Genomic DNA, 17,052 nt, shown 5'->3' with positions numbered 1-17,052 from the left:
TCAGGCCCGCGCGCCGCTCTCGACGCGCTTCTTCAGGCCGGCGAGAGCCCGGTCGATGATGACCTTCTCCGCCTTGCGTTTGATCATCCCGAGCATGGGGATCTTGACGTCGACGGTCAGCTGGTACGTCACCTCGGTGCGGGCGCCGCCGTCGGCCGGCGTCAGCCGGTAGGTGCCGTCGAGGGAGCGCAGCATCTGCGACTTCACCAGCGTCCAGCTCACCTCGTTCTCGCCGGTCCAGGTGTAGGCGAGGGTGTGGTCGTCCTTGATCGCCCCGGCGTCGAGCACCAGCCGGACCTGCTCGGCACGGCCGCGGTCGTCCTTGGCCAGCACCTCGGCCTCCTTGACCTCCCCGGTCCACTCCGGGTAGCGGTCGAAGTCGGAGATCACCGACATGACCTCGCCCGGTGCCGCCTCGATCATGATGTTCGAGCTGGTGTGTTCCGCCATCGCGGTGGCTCCTTCACTGCGGTCGGCTCCGGCCTGCGCCCCTGCCGGTGAAGGCTACCGCGCGCCGGAACCGGTCCCGGCGGGCCCCTCCCGCCGGTCGGAGGCCGCTCCCGGCCCGCCCGGGGACGCCCGGGGGAGCCGCCGTTCGCCGCCGGTCACCACTCCAGCGCCCACGGCGTCCCGGTCGCGGCGAAATGGCCGACGTTGACGCACTCCGTGGCGCCGACGCGCATCCGGCGCACCAGCGGCTGGTGCACATGCCCGAACAGCGCGTAGCGCGGCCGCGTCGCGCGGATCGCCTCCAGCAGGGCCGGGCTGCCCCGTTCGAAGCGGCGGGCCACGGTGTCGTAGCAGAGCTCGGGAACCTCCGGCGGGATGTGCGAGCAGAGCACGTCCACCTCGCCGAGGGCGGCGACCTTCGCGGCGTAGGTCTCCTCGTCGATCTCGTACGGGGTGCGCATCGGGCTGGGCAGCCCGCCGCCGACGAACCCGAAGACCAGACCGCCGATCTCGGTCCGCTCGCCGTCGAGCACGCTGACCCCGTGCGCGCCCGCGTACTCCGGCCAGAGGGCCGGGATGTCGACATTTCCGTAGGTGGCGTACGTCGGCCGCGGAAAGGCCGCGAACAGCTCGGCGTACTGCTCGCGCACCGCGGACTCGATGACGCTGCGGCGCTCCTCCTCCCCGCCGGCCACCCCGGCCCACAGCCGGGCGCCGAACTCGCGGGCCTCCCGGAAGCGCCGGTCGGTGCGGAGTTCCACGATGCGCTCGGCGTTCTCCGTGCCGAAAAGCCGCGGAAATATCCCTCTGGAACGATCCGCGTAGTCCAGGAACAGGACGAGGTCGCCGAGGCAGACCAGGGCGTCCGCGCCGTCGCCCGCCCTGGCGAGGTCCGCGCTGTTCCCGTGCACGTCACTGACCACATGGACTCGCATGCGGTGGACCCTACGCCGTCCGTACCCCACCGGGGAGACGGCCGCGACCTGCGGTTCCTCACGGGCGGCGGGGGAACTGGACTAGGCTTCACCCGGCAACCCCCTGTCGCGGTCCGGTATGTGTGATGCGTAAAACATCTGGGCGGCCCCCCTACCGGGGAGCCGATACCGGTGGGTAACGTCCGGGGTCGTCGTCCCCTTCCCCCACATCACGGACCGCGGCCGCGGCAGCACGCCGGTTACGACGTGGCAGCACCGGCGCCCTATGAGGAGCAGCAGTCTTGCGCGAGTTCAGCCTTCCGGCCCTGTACGAGGTCCCCGCGGACGGAAACCTGACGGATCTCATCCGCCGCAACGCCGCGCTCCATCCCGAGGTCGCCGTCCTCGCGCGGAAGCGGGACGGCCGCTGGGAGGACGTCACCGCGAGGGACTTCCTGGCCGAGGTCCACGCGACCGCCAAGGGCCTCATCGCCGCGGGGGTGCGCCCCGGCGACCGCGTCGCCCTGATGTCCCGCACCCGCTACGAGTGGACCCTGCTGGACTTCGCGATCTGGAGCGCGGGCGCCGTCAGCGTCCCCGTCTACGAGACCAGCTCGCCCGAGCAGATCGCCTGGATCCTCAGCGACTCCGGCGCCGTGGCCTGCCTCGTCGAGACCGACGCGCACGCCGGCGCCGTCAACTCCGTACGGGACCGGCTGCCCGAGCTGCTGCACGTCTGGCAGATCGAGCGCGGCGCCGTGGGACAACTGCGCGACCAGGGCGCCGGGATCACCGACGCGGAGGCCGACGAGCGGGCCGCGCTGGCGGACGCCGACTCCCCCGCCACCATCGTCTACACCTCCGGCACCACCGGCCGCCCCAAGGGCTGCGTGCTGACGCACCGCAACTTCTTCGCCGAGGCGGGCAACGTCGTGGAGCGGCTGCGCCCGCTGTTCCGCACCGGCGAGTGCTCCGTCCTGCTCTTCCTCCCGGTCGCCCACGTCTTCGGCCGGCTGGTCGAGATCGCCGCCGTCCTCGCGCCGATCCGCCTCGGCCACTGTGCCGACATCAAGAACCTCACCGACGAACTCGCCTCCTTCCGGCCGACGATGGTGCTCGGTGTGCCGCGCGTCTTCGAGAAGGTCTACAACTCCGCCCGCGCCAAGGCCCAGGCGGACGGCAAGGGCGGGATCTTCGACAAGGCCGCGGACGCCGCCATCGCCTACAGCCGCGCCCTGGACACCCCCTCCGGCCCCTCGCTGGGCGTGCGGATCAAGCACAAGGCGTTCGACAAGCTCGTCTACGGCAAGCTCCGTTCGGTGCTCGGCGGCCGCGCGCGGCACGCCATCTCCGGCGGCGCCCCGCTCGGCGAGCGGCTCGGCCACTTCTACCGCGGTATCGGCTTCACGGTGCTGGAGGGCTACGGCCTCACCGAGTCCTGCGCCGCGACGGCGTTCAACCCCTGGGACCGGCAGAAGATCGGCACGGTCGGCCAGCCGCTGCCCGGTTCGGTCGTCCGGATCGCCGACGACGGCGAGGTGCTGCTCCACGGCGAGCACATCTTCACCGGCTACTGGAACAACGAGGCCGCGACCCGCGAGGCGCTCTCCGACGGCTGGTTCCACACCGGCGACATCGGCACCCTCGACGAGGACGGCTATCTCGCGATCACGGGCCGCAAGAAGGAGATCATCGTGACGGCCGGCGGGAAGAACGTCGCCCCCGCCGTCATCGAGGACCGCATCCGGGCCCACGCGCTGGTCGGCGAGTGCATGGTCGTCGGTGACGGCCGCCCCTTCGTCGGCGCGCTCATCACCCTGGACGAGGACTTCCTGCCGCGCTGGCTGGAGGACCACGGCAGGCCCGCCGGCACCACGGCCGCCACGCTGCGGGACGACCCGGAGCTGCTGGCCGACGTCCAGAAGGCGGTGGACGACGGCAACGCGGCCGTGTCGAAGGCCGAGTCGGTCCGCAAGTTCCGCATCCTGCCGGCCCAGTTCACCGAGGAGTCCGGGCACGTCACGCCGTCCATGAAGCTGAAGCGGGCCGTCGTGGCGAAGGATTTCGCGCACGAGATCGAGGCCCTCTACACGAAGTAGCCACCGGCTCGGTTCCGCCGGCCGGGGCGGTCCGGGGTCCGGCCCCCGGCCCGCCCCGGCCGTCCGACGACGCGACGAGCGGAGCGGGCGGTGCCGGATTCCGCCCGGGGCGCCCGCCGGGGCACCTCCGGCCCGGACGGGACGGCGCGGACCTCACGGTCCCCCGCCTCGGCCCCGGCCTCGCGCCTTCGCGGCCGGCCGGCACCCCCGGGAGGGGTCCCGCCCCCGACGTACGTCCCGCCCTCGCCGTGCCCCGGGCCGGGCGGGCGTCAGAGCAGCGAGGCCAGGCGGTCCGCCAGCAGGTCGCGTCGCCAGCGCTCCTCGATCCAGGCGCGCCCCCGCTCCCCCATCCGCCGCCGCAGCGCGGGATCCCGCAGCAGCGTCACGATCCGCTCCGCCGCGTCCGGCACGGACTCCCCGCGCACCACCCAGCCCGTCTCCCCGTCCAGGACCGCGTCCGGCGCCCCGCCCGAGTCCCCCGCCACCACCGGGAGTCCCGTCGCCGAGGCCTCCAGGTAGACGATGCCGAGCCCTTCGACGTCCAGCCCGCCCCGCCGGGTGCGGCAGGGCATCGCGAAGACATCCCCCGCGCCGTAGTGGGCCGGGAGCTCCTCCCACGGCACCGAGCCGGTGAAGAGCACCGAGTCCGCCACCCCGCAGCCGTCCGCGAGCTTCGCCAGGTCCTTGCGGTACGGGCCGCCGCCCACGATCAGCAGCACCGTGTCCGGTACGGCCGCCAGGATCGCCGGCATCGCCCGGATCAGCGTGTCCTGCCCCTTGCGCGGGACGAGCCGCGACACGCACACCACCACGGGACGGCGGGTGAGCCCGAGCCGCGCCCGGATCTCCTCGCCCCCCGAGCCCGGGTGGAAGGTCTTCTCGTCGACGCCCGGCGGCAGTTGCACCATGCGGGCCGCCGCCTCCGGGGTGAGGGCGGCGGCGATCCGGGAGCGGGTGTACTCCCCCAGATACGTCATCGTGTCGGTGCCCTCGCCGATCCTGCGCAGCAGCCGCCGGGCGGCGGGCAGCTGGGCCCAGCCGGCCTCGTGCCCGTGCGTGGTCGCGACCAGGCGGCGGGCGCCGGCCCTGCGCAGCGCCGGCGCCATCAGCCCGAGCGGGGCGGCGGCGCCGAACCACACCGACGTGCAGTCGTGCTCCCGCAGCAGCTCCGCGGCGCGGCGGGTCACGCGCGGGGTGGGCAGCAGCACGCTCGTGCGGTCCCGGACGACGGGGAACGGCTGCTCCGCGTCGAACCGGGCCACCTCGCTGCCGTCCTTCCAGGTGGAGGCGTAGACGACGAGGCGGGCCGGGTCCAGGCGCAGCGCCATGCTGTGCAGGAAGGACTGGATACCGCCGGGACGGGGCGGGAAGTCGTTCGTGACGATCAGGGTCTTGTCCATCCCGGCCGACAGTACCGGGTGGCCCGCGGCGTGCCCCGGGGTGCTCCCCGGCGGGCTCCGGGCGTACTCCGGGATGCCTGCGGCGCCGTCTCCCGGCACTCCGGGGACGGGAGGGAGCGGGGCCCGGGGATGGACCGAGGAGACGGACCCCGGGAGGGACGGACCCGGGGGAGGGACGGACCCGGGGGCGGAGAACGGTGCGGGGCTCGGGCGCCGGGCCGGGGAGGCCGCCCCGAGGCACCGCTGTACGGCAAACGGGCGGGTGGGAGGGCAGCACCCGCGCGCGGCGCGGAAACCGGGGGCCACACGGCGACGGCGGGAAGACCCGGCCCCGGCCTCGCCGGACCCGCCCCCCGGGCAAGAACCCCGTACACACCTGCGAAACCGCGCAGAACGCAAAGAACCCAGCGGAACCCCGCAGAACCCCGCACAATCCCGCGGAACCCCGCGGAACCCCGCGGAACCCGCGGCGACGCCTCAGCCGAACCGGCTCTCCGCGTACGCGCGCCAGCGCGCCGTGAAGGCGGCGGGGCCGAGGCCCAACTGCTCGCGCAGGGCCGTCTCCAGGGCCCGGGACCGGTCGGGGCCGGCCTCGCCCACCGCCCGGTAGAAGGAGACCAGCGTCTCCTCCCCCCACTCCTCCGCGATCATGCGGCAGGCGAGCCACCCCGCCTCGTACGCGCGGGCCAGCCGGCGGGCGTCCCCGGTGAAGGAGAAGTCCTCGTCGCCGGGGAGCGCCCCGGGCGCGCGGCCCGCGGCGGCCTCGCGGGCCAGCTCGGGGGCGATCCGGGAGGCGGGGCGATCGGTGTCCCGGTAGCCGGCCCAGTCGGCGAACCCCTCGGAGAGCCAGAGCGGGGTGGCGGGCGACGTGTGGGCGCGGGTGGCGACATGGGCCGTCTCATGGGTGAGGACCACGTCCTGCCCGGCCTCGCCGAGGATGCCGTAGGCGGCCGGGTTGACGATGACGCGGTCGGCGGGGCCATCGGGCGCACCCCCGGTCCGCCCGGTGGTCACGGCCGCTATGCCGCGGTAGCTCCCGGGCGGGTCGCCCAGCAGCTCCGCCATGTCCGCGGGGGAACGCGGTACGAGGACGACGACCCGGCGGGCCCAGTCGCCGCCCCAGGCCGCGTCCACGGCGGGGACGGCCCGGTCGGCCGTGCGGGCGATGCCCCGCAGCCGGCCGCGGTCGTGGCCGACGCCGAGCACCAGGCTGCGGCCGCCCCGGACCGCCTCGACCCGGCCCTGCTCCCACAGCGGTTCGGGGCCGTCCCCGGCGGGGTGCTCCGCGGCGATGTACCAGCGTCCGCCGCGTTCGGCGAGCGTGAGCCGCTGGTCGGCGGTCGCCGGCCCGGTGTCGTGGCCGCTGAGCCGGTAGCTCAGCCGGACCCGGACGGCGAGGCGGCGGCCCTCGCCCTGCGCGGGCTCGAAGCCGCCGGTACCGGTGAGCTCGTACTCCCAGGAGGCCAGGGGGACTTCGGCGAGGTTCCGCAGCACCTCCCGCTGGCGGGCGCGGAGCCGGGCGGCCGAGGGGTGGGTCTCCGCGAGGAACGCGCGTTCGTCGCGGTCGAGGAGGGCGGCCGACCGCCGGTCCAGCAGCCGCTGCACCGACCGGTCGCCCGGGTCGGCCCGGCCGCAGGCGGGCAGCAGCGCGAACAGCACGAGCAGCGCCGCGGCCGCCGGTGCGGCGGCGCGCACCCTCCCGAACCGCCCCGGAAACGCCACGCTCCCGATCGTACGGCCGCGGCCGGGGCGCGGACCCGCCCCGGTCCGGGCGGGCGGGCGCCGGGATCCGGAACGGCCCGCGGGCCCGGGCCCCGGGCGGCGCGGGGCCTCAGACCCGGGTGACGGTGGCGTTCGGCATCAGGCCCACGGGGTCGTAGCGGACGGCGGCGCCGGGGTGCGGGGCGTGCACGATCTGTCCGTTCCCGACGTACATGCCGACATGGCTGGCGTCCGTCCGGTACGTCACCAGGTCGCCGGGGCGGGCCTCGCTCAGCGGGACCCGGCGGCCGGCGAACCGCTGGGCCTGGGAGGTGCGCGGGAGCGTCACCCCCGCCTGCTGGTACGACCAGTAGGTGAGCCCCGAGCAGTCGAAGGAGCCGGGACCGGTGGCTCCCCAGACGTAGGGCCGTCCCACCGCCGCCCGGGCCGCGGCCACGGCAGCCGCCGCGCGGCCGGACGCCGCGGTGCCGCCGCCGGGGAACTCCGTACGGCCGCCGTGACGGGCGGCCCGCCGGTGCTCGGCGCGCTGCTCCGGGCCGAGGGAGTCCAGCAGCCGCTGTGCGCGCGCCAGCCGGGCCTCCACGGCCCGCTTGTGGCGGCTGACGGCCTTCCGGCTGCGCTCCGCCGCCGCGATCCGGCTCGCGGCGCGGGCGCGTTCCTCACGCAGCTCGGTCTGCGCCCGCCGCAGGGAGCGCAGTTCGCCGGCCTGGCGTTCGCTGATGCGGTTGAGGGTGACGGCCCGGTCGAGGTAGGTGTCCGGGTCGGAGGAGAGCAGCAGCCGCACGGCCGGGTCCACACCGCCGGCCCGGTACTGGGCGCCGGCGAGGGAGCCGAGGACGCCGCGGAGCCGGTTGACCCGCTCCTGGCCGCGGGCGACGCGGTCGGAGAGCCGTCCGGCCTCGGCGCTCAGCCGCCGGTACCGCTCCCCCGCCGCGTGGTACTTCTCCGTGGCCCGCTCGGCCTCGACGTGGAGCCGGCCGACCGCGGACCGCACCTCGGCGGGGGTGTCCTGAGGCTCGGCGGCCGCCGGGGCGATGGAGAACGCCACGGCGGCCGTCGCCGCCGCGGCGGGCAGCATCGTGATGCGGTTGGACTGCGTGAGGCCGGTCTTGCCGGCCCGGCGATGGGATGCCACTGCTGGCCGTGCTCCCTTCCGCTGGAGGCCCCGGAGGAGACCGGGACCGGAGAACTGCGGGCAGAGAGTAACCAGATGACTGCGCAGGGTGAAAGGACCGAACGGGGCCCGGAAACGCCTCGTCCCACCGGAGACGCAGGTCACCGGTGGGACGGAAGGAGCCGGCCGCCGCCCGATTCGCTCGAACGGGCGGTGTGTCGGACTAGCCGATCCGGACGCCGAACTGGAACGGCATGTTGTTGATCGACTCGTAGCGCACATTGGCCCCGGGCTTCGGGGCGTGCAGGATCTGGCCGTTGCCGGCGTAGAGGCCGACATGGTGCAGATCGCCGTAGAAGAAGACCAGGTCGCCCGGTTTGAGAGCGCTCTGCCCGATCCGCGTGCCGTCGTTGGCCTGGGCCTGCGAGGTGCGGGAGATGCCGACGCCGGCCTGGGAGTAGGCCCAGGACGTCAGCCCGGAGCAGTCGAAGGAGCTGGGGCCCGTGGCGCCCCAGACGTACGGTGCGCCGATCTTGGACTGCGCGGCGGAGAGGGCGGCGGCGGCGCGCTGCGACTCCGGGACGGCGCTGCCGAGGTCGACCCGCTCGCCGGCGGAGCGGTTGGCCCGGTCCTCCTCGGCGGCGAGTTCGGCGCGCTCCGCGGCCGTCAGGGTGTTGAGCAGGGCGCGGGCCTTGGCCAGCTTCCCCTGGATCTCGCGCTTCTTCTCACCCAGCGCCTCGCGGGTGGTGTCGAGTTCCTCCAGCTTGCCGGCGGCCTCGGCGCGCTGCTGCTGGAGCGTGCGCTGCTTGCCGGTGATCCTGCCGAGGGCCTCGGCCTGCTTGCCGCTGAGCTGGTTGAGCGTGGAGGCCCGCTCCAGGTACGTGTCCGGGTCGGAGGAGAGCAGCAGCTGCACGGACGGGTCGATGCCGCCGGAGCGGTACTGGGCCGTGGCCATCGAACCGAGGCCGTTGCGCAGGTCGTTCAGATCCTCCTGGCCGCGGGCCACCTTGTCCTGGAGATTGGAGACCTCCTCTTCGAGCTTCTCCTGCTTCTCCTTGGCACCGTTGTACTTCTCGGTGGCCATCTCGGCTTCTTCGTACAGCTTGTCGACCGTGGCCTTCACGTCGTTCTTGGAAGGCTGCGGCGCGGCCTGGGCGGCCTGCGAGGTGATGGCGACGGCTGCGGCGGCGGTGGCCGTGAGCACGCTGACGCGCGCCCGGCCGGGCTGCCTGGGTCGACGGTGGGACGCCACGGAGGCGACCTCCTTCTTCCTCCAGCCGCCTGCCGGGAGGACGGAACGCGGCCCGGCTCCGGTGTCCGGCCGGGACCTGCCCGGACATGCCGGATTCGGCGGTTCCCCCGCGGACATCCCCGATGGATGATCAACCGCGCGGAGGGTTCGGAGCCGACCCTAGTGACCTTGTCGTGATCGGTTCAAAGGGTGAGCCGAAAAAATTCCCGTCGGAAGGTTTTCTTTACCCGCACTCGCACAGTCGGTGACAGCGGCCTGACACTGCGTGCCACCGAAGGCCCCCGCCGGGCCCGGGCGGCTTCGGGTCAGGTACGCGCGAGCCGCTTCAGCAGCAGCGTCGAGGCGACGGGGCGTGCGCCGGCGCGCGCCACTCCGTCCGCCACCTCCCGGTCCGCGGAGACCACGACCACCGGGCGCCCCGGCGGCTCCGCGCGCACCAGGCGCCGGATCAGCTCGTCGGCGGTCTGCCCCGGCTTGCTGAACAGCACCCGCACCCCGCGCGGCGGCGCCAGCAGTACGGGCGCGGCCAGCTCCGCGCCGTCGAACACACACGTCATCTCGGCACCGGTCTGCGCGGCGAGCACCGCCAGCCCGCCCAGCAGCCGCAGCCGCTGCTTGTCCAGCGGCATCGTCGGATAGCCGGTCTTGGTGACGTTGTAGCCGTCGACCACCAGGTGCGCCTGCGGCAGCGCGAGGAGCTGGTCGAGCAGCGCCGGGTCGGTCTCCGAGAGCGCGCGGGTGGCGATGTCCTTCGGTGTCATCCGCCCCGGCTCCACCGCCTCCACGGTGTCCGCGGGGTGCTGCGCGGCCGGTGGCAGGGCCAGCTCCCGGCGAAGCCCCTGGGCCGCGTCCAGCACGGTGTCCAGCAGCAGCCGCAGCCGCATGTCCTCGACGCTGCGCCCCTCTCGCACCGCGCGGCGCCCGGCCTCCAGGGCCGACTCCGCCTCCGCGAGCCGGGCCCGCAGCCGCCGCGCCTCGCTGTCCGCCGCCGCCTTCTCGGCCGCCGCGGCGGCCCGCACGGACTCCAGCTCGGCCGCGGCCTTGCGGAGCGCGGCCTCGCCGCGGCGCACGTCGCTCACCGCGCTGCGCAGCTTCCGGTGGAGGACGTCCGCCTCCTTGCGGGCGCTCTCCAGTTCGGTGCGCGCCCGGTCCGCCTCGGCGCGGGCGGCCGCGCGGGCCTCGGCCAGTTCCTCGCGGAGCCGCCGCACCTCGCGGCCTGCCTCCTCCTCGGCCTGCTCCGCCCGGGCCCGCTGGACCTCCTCGCCGGCCGCGGCGACCAGCTTGGCCCAGCCCACGGGCCGCAGTATGTACGCCAGCGCGGCCACCTCGGCCGGATCCGCGGCGGCCGGCGGCGCCCCGGCCTCCAGGGCCCCGGAGAGCTCCGGCCGGCTCTCGCGCAGCCGCTCGCCGACCCGCTGCCGGAAGAGCGGATGGCTCTCCAGGGCGGCGGCCATGGCGTTGCCCGCGAACTTGGCCCGGCGGGTGGGGGTGAAACGGGCGTACTGCCGCAGCTGGGGCGGCAGTTCCGCCATCGTCAGACTGCCGAAGGCGTCCGCGACGAGGGCGACGACCCGGCGCCGCACGCCCTCCGGCAACGGCCGGTCGAGCACCTCCCCGGCGTCGGCGGACCGCTCCGCGTCCCCGGCGCCGTCGCCCGTGTGCTCCACCACCTGTCGCGCTCCGTTCTCAGCCGCTCACACCGGGGCGGTCGACCAGTTCGATCTGGTCCACCGCGTTGCACCAGCGGCAGCGGACCGACTCGATCGTCTCACTGAGCACGTCCCGCTCCTCGACCCTGGGTTCCCCCGCCAGGTCGAGGTGCACGTACTCGACCGCTCTGCTGGAGCGGGTCACGTCGAAACGGGTCAGGTTGCCGCACAGGGTGCAGCGCCACCGGGTCTCGGCCGTCGGCTGGGGAACGCCCATCGTGTCGTCCTCGTTCTCTGCGTCACTTGCGTCTGCGTCTTCTGCACGTTCTGGTCCGCGGTGCGCCGTCGAACTGCGGGATGCTCTCCCGCAACCCTACGGCCTGCCCGGGCCCGCCCGCCGGGCCCGGCCACGGGGCGGACGCCCGGCGAGGCGTTCCGTCCGCCGGAGCCCGTTACGCCATGATCTGCGCATGCGGAGAAAGGCGCGCGGCCTCCACGGCGGCGGCCGGGCCCCCGCGGAACGGGCCCCGGGAAGCGCGGATCGCGGGCCCGCCGTGGTGACCCACACCCTGACCGGCCTGTGCTGCCTGTTCTTCGTACTCGGGCCGGTCTCCGGGCTCAACCCCGCCCAGGGCGGCGGCGACCGGCTGATCGCGGCGCAGAACGACCACTTCCGGCGCTGGGGCCTGGTGCCGGCCGAACTGTTCGGCGGCTCGCCGGAGGCCCTCCTCACCCCGCTGACCGCGTTCTTCGTCCACGGCGGCTGGCTGCATCTGCTCGGCAACCTGCTCTTCCTGCACGTCTTCGGCCGCATGGTGGAGACCCGGCTGGGCCCGGCGCGCTACGTACTGCTGCACGCCGGTACGGGCTACCTCGCGCTGACCGCCTTCGCCGCGGCGGACCCGGCCTCCGACCAGCCCCTGGTCGGCGCCTCCGGGGCCGTCTCGGGGGTGCTCGGCGCCTTTCTGCTGCTCTTCCCGCGGGCCCGGGTCACCAGCCTCTTCCCGTTCCTCTTCTTCCTGCCGCTGCGCTTCCCGGCGTGGGTGGTGCTGCCCTTCTGGTTCGCGCTCCAGTGGGTGGCGTCGCAGAGCGCGCCGGAGGGTTCCGGGGTGGCGTACCTGGCCCATCTGACGGGCTTCCTGGCCGGCTTCCTCTGGGCGTGGGTCCGCTACGGGGGTGCGGCTAGAGTGAGCAGCGCAGACCGGGCGACCGAGGGAGACAGCCAGCCGTGATCACCGCGATCGTGCTCATCAAGACCAGCGTGGACCGGATCCCGGAGATCGCCGAATCGATCGCCGCCCTGGAGAACGTCAGCGAGGTCTACTCCGTCACCGGCACCTACGACCTGGTGGCGATGGTCCGGGTGGCCCGGCACGACGATCTCGCCGATGTGATCCCCGGCCGGATCAACAAGGTCGACGGCGTCCGGGCGACCGACACCCATGTGGCGTTCCGTACCTACTCGCAGCACGACCTGGAGGCCGCGTTCGCCATCGGCCTGGACTCCTGACCGTGACCGGCTGAGGCGGGCCCCGGCCGGCGGCCCGCCGCCGTTCCGCCGGCCCCGGGAGCCGGCGGAACCGCGGGGTCACACATGGCTCGCGGCGACCCAGCGCTCCAGCGTCCGGAGGGCGGCGCCGGAGTCGATCGACTCGGCGGCCCGGGCCATGCCCTCGGCGATCTGCTCGGTGAGCGGTGTGTCCGCCGGGTGGAGGGCGGCGAGGGCGGCGGCCGAGTTGAGCAGCACCGCGTCCCGCACCGGGCCCTTCTCGCCCGCCAGCAGCCGGCGCGCGACATCCGCGTTGTACGAGGCGTCCGCCCCGCGCAGCGCCTCGACGGGCACCAGATCGACGCCCACGTCCCGCGGGTCGAAGGACTCCTGGCGCACCGTGCCCTCGCGCACGATCCACACCTGCGAGGTGGCGGTGACCGTCAGCTCGTCCAGCCCGTCGTCGCCCCGGAACACCAGCGCGGAGGAGCCCCGTTCGGCGAGGACACCCGCCATGATCGGCGCCATCCGGGCGCTGGCCACACCGGTCGCCTGCGCGGTGACGCGCGCCGGGTTGGTGAGCGGGCCGAGGAAGTTGAAGGTGGTGGGGATGCCCAGTTCCCGCCGGGCCGCCGCCACATGACGGAGCGCCGGGTGGAACTTCACCGCGAAGCAGAAGGTGATCCCCGCCTCGTCGGCCACCTCGGCCACCCGCCGCGGCGGGAGTTCGAGGTTGACGCCGAGCTTCTCCAGCACGTCGGAGGCGCCGCTCGCCGAGGAGGCGGCGCGGTTGCCGTGCTTGACCACCTTGGCGCCGGTGCCCGCGACCACGATCGCGGACATGGTGGAGATGTTGACCGTACGGGCGCGGTCGCCGCCGGTGCCGACGATGTCCACCGTGTCTCCGGGCACCTCGATCAGCCGGGCGTGCTCGTACATGGTGCGGACCAGCCCGGACAGCTCGGCGACCGTCTCGCCCTTGGCCCGCAGCGCGACCGCGAAGCCGGCGATCTGCGCGTCGGTGGCCTCGCCCCGCATGATCCGGTCCATGGCCCAGGCGGTGTCGTCGGCGCCGAGGTTCCTGCCGTCGAGCAGTGAGGTCAGCACGTCGGGCCAGGTGCGGGCCGCCACGCTGCCGCCGCCTGCCGGGGTCACGACGTTCATGGTCCGCTCCTGGAGTCCATGGGGAAGGGGTGGCCTGGGGGGCCGGCCGCGGCGGGCCCCGGCCCAGCCTAACGGGGCGGGGCGCCCGGCACGGGCCGGTGCCCGTACTGCGGGACGGTCGCGGCACGGACCGCCCCCGCGGACCGCCCGAAGGGACCGCGCGGCCGCGGACGGACCGCGGGCCCCGGTCCGCCCCACGAGGGGACGGGCCGGGGCCCGGGGCTGTGTGGCGACCGCGGGTGCGGCCTCAGTGGTGGCCGTGGCCGCTCTGGATCTCCTTGAACTCCTCCGGGGTCGCCTTGGGGATCTGGGAGCCCTCGCCGTACCAGCCACGCGAGAGGCGCGCCCGCAGCTTCTGGCTCCGCGGCACCTTGCGCCGTACGCCGTTCTCGTCGACCTCCGGGCCGACCTCCAGCGGCTTGGGCTGCTCGTGCTGGGTGAGGGTGTGGAGCTGCTCCTGCGAGAGCGGCTCGTGCACCTCGACGAACTCACCGTGCGGCAGGCGCTTGATGATGCCGGCCTCGCGGCCGTGCAGCACCTTGTCCCGGTCCCGGCGCTGCAGGCCGAGGCAGATCCGCTTGGTGACGATGAAGACGATCACCGGCACCACGAAGAAGGCGATCCGCACGAACCAGGTGACCGCGTTGATCGACATGTCGAAGTGGATGGCGAAGATGTCGTTGCCGCCGCCCAGCAGCATCACCAGGTACCAGCTGATCCAGGCCGCGCCGATGGCGGTACGCGTCGGGGCGTTCCGCGGCCGGTCCAGGATGTGGTGCTCCCGCTTGTCGCCGGTGACCCAGGACTCGATGAACGGGTAGACCGCGATCACGGTCAGCACCAGCGGGAAGACGATCACCAGCGGGATGGCCACGCCGAGGTTGAGCGTGTAGCCGCCCGGCAGCACGAACTCCCAGGCGGGCATGGCCCGGATGAGTCCCTCGGAGAAGCCCATGTACCAGTCGGGCTGGGCGCCGGTGGACACCTGGTCGGGCCGGTACGGGCCGAGCGCCCAGATCGGGTTGATGGTGAAGAGCGCGGAGAGGACCGCGATCACACCGAAGACCAGGAAGAAGAAGCCTCCGGCCTTGGCCATGTAGACCGGCAGCAGCGGCATGCCGACCACGTTGGTGTTGGTCTTGCCGGGGCCCGGGAACTGCGTGTGCTTGTGGTAGAAGACCAGGATCAGGTGCGCCACCAGCAGGCCGAGCATGATGCCCGGCAGCAGCAGGACGTGGGCCGCGAAGAACCGCGGGATCACGTCGGTGCCCGGGAACTCCCCGCCGAACAGGAACATCGACAGGTACGTGCCGACGACCGGCGTCGCCAGGATCGCGCCCTCCATGAACCGGACACCGGTACCGGAGAGCAGGTCGTCCGGGAGCGAGTAGCCGGTGAAGCCGGTGAACATGCCGAGCACGAACAGCAGGAAGCCGAACACCCAGTTGACCTCGCGCGGCTTGCGGAAGGCACCGGTGAAGAACACCCGCATCATGTGCACGAACATGGAGGCCAGGAAGATCAGGGCCGCCCAGTGGTGGATCTGCCGGATGAGCAGACCGCCGCGCACGTCGAAGTTGATGTCGAGGGTGGAGGCGTAGGCCTCCGTCATCCGGACGCCGTGCATCGGCACGTAGGCGCCGTGGTACTCCACCTCGGCCATGCTGGGCACGAAGAACAGCGTCAGATACACACCCGTGAGGATGATGATGATGAAGCTGTAGAGCGCGACCTCGCCCAGCATGAAGGACCAGTGGTCCGGGAAGATCTTGCGCATGTTGGTCTTGGCCAGGGTGTAGATCCCCAGCCGTCCGTCCGCCCAGTCGGCGACCCGCTCTCCCGCGGGCGCCTTGCGCCGGTTGTCGGTCGCCGTACTCATCCGCGCTCCCAGAAACTCGGGCCGACGGGCTCCGCGAAGTCACCGAGGGCTTCGAGGTAGCCGTCCTGGTTGACACCGATCCGCAGCTGCGGCAGGGCGTGGCCCGCCGGGCCGAAGATCACCCGCGCGCCGTCGGCCATGTCGAAGGTCGACTGATGGCACGGGCAGAGCACGTGGTGGGTGGACTGCTCGTACAGGGTCACGGGGCAGCCGACGTGGGTACAGATCCGCGAGTACGCCACGATGCCCTCGTGCGACCAGTCGAGCTCCTTCTTGTCCTTGATGTCCTCCGGCTGGATCCGGACGACCATCACGGCGGCCTTGGCGATCTCCACGTTGAACTCGTGGTCGTCCTCCTCCAGGCCCTCGGGCTTGACGAAGGTCAGCGATCCGACCGGGATGTCCTCCGGCCGCAGCGGCTCGTTGGTGTTCTGGTTGACCAGCAGCTTGCCCTTGGCCCACAGCGTGTGCCGGAGCTTGTCGCCGGGCAGCGGGCCGAGGTCGCGCAGCAGCACCACGCCGGAGAGCGGCACCAGGGCCACCGCGCCGAAGAGGGTGTTGCGGAGCAGCTTCCGCCGGCCGAAGCCCGACTCGGCGGCGCCCTGCCGGAAGTCGGCCATCACCGTGGCCTTGGCCTCGGACTCGGCGCCGATCGGGTGCCGCTCGTCCGCGATCTCCACGTCGGACATCAGCGTGCGGGCCCAGTGGACCGCGCCGGCGCCGATGCAGAACAGCGCGATGCCGAGGGTGAGGCCCAGGGCGAAGTTCAGCGCGCTGACGTGACCGAACGGGAAGATGTACACGATCTTGTCGATCGGGAACACCACGTAGCTGGCGATGAAGCCGATCGTGGCCAGCATGGAGACGACGAAGAGCAGGGCGACGGTGCGCTCGGAGCGCTTGGCGGCCCGCTCGTCGATGTCCTGGATGCGCGGCTGGTGGGGCGGCAGGCCCGGGTCCGCGAACGGATGCTCCGCGGTCGCCGTCACGCCCTCGTGAGCCGTCGGCCGCTCACTCGGCAGGGATTCTTGGGACACGTCTTTGTTCGATCCAGTCTCGCTCATGACTTCCTGGCCTTTGCGGTCCGGGCGGCGACCCAGACGGCGACAGCGATCATCGCGCCGAGGCCGAAGGTCCAGGCGAACAGGCCCTCGGTGACCGGACCGAAGCCGCCCAGCTCCAGGCCGCCCGGGTTGGCCGAATCCTCACCGTTCACCGTGTTGATGTAGGCGATGATGTCCCGCTTGTCCTGCTCGGGCGTCGTCGAGTCGGGGAACACGGGCATGGCCTGCGGGCCGGTCAGCATGGCCTCGTAGATGTGCTTGTTCGAGACGCCGTCCAGGTTCGGGGCGTACTTGCCCTCGGTCAGGGCGCCACCCTGGCCCGTGAAGTTGTGGCACTGCGCGCAGTTGGTGCGGAAGAGCTCCCCGCCCTTGGCGATGTCCGCGCCCTCGGGGTCGTAGGCCTCCTTCGCCGGCACGGCCGGGCCGGGGCCGAGCGAGGCGATGTACGCGGCCATCTGGTCGATCTCGGCCTGCGAGTAGACCACCGGCTTCTTCGGCGCCTGGGCGCCCGGCTGCTGCATGGGCATCCGGCCGGTGCCGACCTGGAAGTCGACCGCGGCGGCGCCGACTCCGACCAGGCTCGGGCCGTCGGAGGTCCCCTGACCGCCCGTGCCATGGCAGCTCGCGCAGCCTGTGGTGTAGAGCTGCTTGCCCTCCTTGATGGCAAGGGACTGAGCGGTGGTGTCGGCCTGGGCCTTGTCCGCGGGTGCGAACGCCGCGTACAGCCCCCCGGTGACCGCCAGCGCGAAGAGTAGGACGACAAGCGCCGCCAGCGGATGGCGCCGTCGTGCGGAGAGCTTTTTCACGGATTACCCCGGTGTCAGGATCTTCTGCGTCGATGCTTCTGGCTTGGTGT

The 17,052-nt window shown here is 73.3% G+C and carries 15 protein-coding genes; 3 read left to right on the top strand and 12 right to left on the bottom strand.

Annotated elements, in window-relative coordinates; all coding sequences use genetic code 11:
• Positions 1-450 carry an SRPBCC family protein gene (locus tag SXIN_RS23890; protein ID WP_019709426.1) on the bottom strand — a complete coding sequence of 150 codons (450 nt, stop codon included), beginning with the start codon at positions 448-450 and terminating at the stop codon, positions 1-3.
• 155 nt (positions 451-605) lie between these two features.
• Entirely contained in the window at positions 606-1,385 is a 780-nt protein-coding gene (locus SXIN_RS23885; RefSeq protein WP_095757506.1) for a metallophosphoesterase family protein, read from the bottom strand.
• 281 nt (positions 1,386-1,666) lie between these two features.
• On the opposite strand from SXIN_RS23885, the gene SXIN_RS23880 reads away from it, so the two are divergent.
• Positions 1,667-3,463, top strand: coding sequence for an AMP-dependent synthetase/ligase (locus SXIN_RS23880; protein WP_019709424.1), 1,797 nt, complete (start codon positions 1,667-1,669; stop codon positions 3,461-3,463).
• A gap of 269 nt (positions 3,464-3,732) precedes the next feature.
• On the opposite strand, the gene SXIN_RS23875 is transcribed toward SXIN_RS23880, so the two are convergent.
• From SXIN_RS23875 to SXIN_RS23850, 6 genes are all read right to left on the bottom strand, one after another.
• Positions 3,733-4,863 (bottom strand): glycosyltransferase family 4 protein, encoded by a 1,131-nt coding sequence (locus SXIN_RS23875; protein ID WP_019710523.1) that lies wholly within the window; start codon positions 4,861-4,863, stop codon positions 3,733-3,735.
• 477 nt (positions 4,864-5,340) lie between these two features.
• Complete coding sequence (locus SXIN_RS23870; protein ID WP_238153847.1) at positions 5,341-6,585, bottom strand: hypothetical protein; 1,245 nt, start codon at positions 6,583-6,585, stop codon at positions 5,341-5,343.
• 109 nt (positions 6,586-6,694) lie between these two features.
• Positions 6,695-7,720: a C40 family peptidase gene (locus SXIN_RS23865; protein ID WP_095757504.1), complete on the bottom strand. Its 1,026-nt coding sequence runs from the start codon at positions 7,718-7,720 to the stop codon at positions 6,695-6,697.
• 202 nt (positions 7,721-7,922) lie between these two features.
• On the bottom strand, positions 7,923-8,951 hold the full coding sequence (locus SXIN_RS23860) for a C40 family peptidase (RefSeq protein ID WP_019709422.1): 1,029 nt from the start codon (positions 8,949-8,951) through the stop codon (positions 7,923-7,925).
• A 305-nt stretch (positions 8,952-9,256) separates the two neighbouring features.
• The gene (locus tag SXIN_RS23855; protein WP_095758171.1) at positions 9,257-10,618 is read right to left on the bottom strand and encodes an NYN domain-containing protein; all 1,362 of its coding nucleotides are present in this window, start codon (positions 10,616-10,618) and stop codon (positions 9,257-9,259) included.
• A 19-nt stretch (positions 10,619-10,637) separates the two neighbouring features.
• Positions 10,638-10,877, bottom strand: coding sequence for a hypothetical protein (locus SXIN_RS23850; protein ID WP_019709421.1), 240 nt, complete (start codon positions 10,875-10,877; stop codon positions 10,638-10,640).
• 193 nt (positions 10,878-11,070) lie between these two features.
• Between SXIN_RS23850 and SXIN_RS23845 the strand changes: the two genes are divergently transcribed.
• Positions 11,071-11,832, top strand: coding sequence for a rhomboid family intramembrane serine protease (locus SXIN_RS23845; protein WP_019709420.1), 762 nt, complete (start codon positions 11,071-11,073; stop codon positions 11,830-11,832).
• A complete protein-coding gene (locus SXIN_RS23840) occupies positions 11,829-12,110 on the top strand; it encodes an Lrp/AsnC family transcriptional regulator (protein ID WP_019709419.1) in 282 nt (93 codons plus the stop codon). Before SXIN_RS23845 ends, SXIN_RS23840 begins: the two co-directional genes overlap by 4 nt.
• A gap of 78 nt (positions 12,111-12,188) precedes the next feature.
• On the opposite strand, the gene trpD is transcribed toward SXIN_RS23840, so the two are convergent.
• The 4 genes from trpD to qcrC all read right to left on the bottom strand — a co-directional run bounded on the left by trpD (position 12,189) and on the right by qcrC (position 17,002).
• The gene (gene trpD / locus SXIN_RS23835; RefSeq protein WP_019709418.1) at positions 12,189-13,253 is read right to left on the bottom strand and encodes an anthranilate phosphoribosyltransferase; all 1,065 of its coding nucleotides are present in this window, start codon (positions 13,251-13,253) and stop codon (positions 12,189-12,191) included.
• A 247-nt stretch (positions 13,254-13,500) separates the two neighbouring features.
• Complete coding sequence (qcrB, locus tag SXIN_RS23830; RefSeq protein WP_019709417.1) at positions 13,501-15,132, bottom strand: cytochrome bc1 complex cytochrome b subunit; 1,632 nt, start codon at positions 15,130-15,132, stop codon at positions 13,501-13,503.
• A complete protein-coding gene (gene qcrA / locus SXIN_RS23825) occupies positions 15,129-16,196 on the bottom strand; it encodes a cytochrome bc1 complex Rieske iron-sulfur subunit (protein ID WP_039821679.1) in 1,068 nt (355 codons plus the stop codon). Before qcrA ends, qcrB begins: the two co-directional genes overlap by 4 nt.
• Positions 16,193-17,002 carry a cytochrome bc1 complex diheme cytochrome c subunit gene (gene qcrC / locus SXIN_RS23820; protein ID WP_019709415.1) on the bottom strand — a complete coding sequence of 270 codons (810 nt, stop codon included), beginning with the start codon at positions 17,000-17,002 and terminating at the stop codon, positions 16,193-16,195. The genes qcrA and qcrC overlap by 4 nt, the downstream gene beginning before the upstream one ends.
• Positions 17,003-17,052 lie beyond the last annotated feature (50 nt).

Source organism: Streptomyces xinghaiensis S187, from assembly GCF_000220705.2.
Classification (GTDB): domain Bacteria; phylum Actinomycetota; class Actinomycetes; order Streptomycetales; family Streptomycetaceae; genus Streptomyces; species Streptomyces xinghaiensis.
This window is presented reverse-complemented; position numbering and strand designations above follow the sequence as displayed.

Bases quoted from the DNA above. Each gene is read 5' to 3' on its own strand.
- SXIN_RS23850 (WP_019709421.1), bottom strand. From the start codon at position 10,877: ATGGGCGTTCCCCAGCCGACGGCCGAGACCCGGTGGCGCTGCACCCTG.
- qcrA (WP_039821679.1), bottom strand. From the start codon at position 16,196: ATGAGCGAGACTGGATCGAACAAAGACGTGTCCCAAGAATCCCTGCCG.
- SXIN_RS23845 (WP_019709420.1), top strand. From the start codon at position 11,071: ATGCGGAGAAAGGCGCGCGGCCTCCACGGCGGCGGCCGGGCCCCCGCG.
- SXIN_RS23885 (WP_095757506.1), bottom strand. From the start codon at position 1,385: ATGCGAGTCCATGTGGTCAGTGACGTGCACGGGAACAGCGCGGACCTC.
- SXIN_RS23875 (WP_019710523.1), bottom strand. From the start codon at position 4,863: ATGGACAAGACCCTGATCGTCACGAACGACTTCCCGCCCCGTCCCGGC.
- trpD (WP_019709418.1), bottom strand. From the start codon at position 13,253: ATGAACGTCGTGACCCCGGCAGGCGGCGGCAGCGTGGCGGCCCGCACC.
- SXIN_RS23890 (WP_019709426.1), bottom strand. From the start codon at position 450: ATGGCGGAACACACCAGCTCGAACATCATGATCGAGGCGGCACCGGGC.
- qcrB (WP_019709417.1), bottom strand. From the start codon at position 15,132: ATGAGTACGGCGACCGACAACCGGCGCAAGGCGCCCGCGGGAGAGCGG.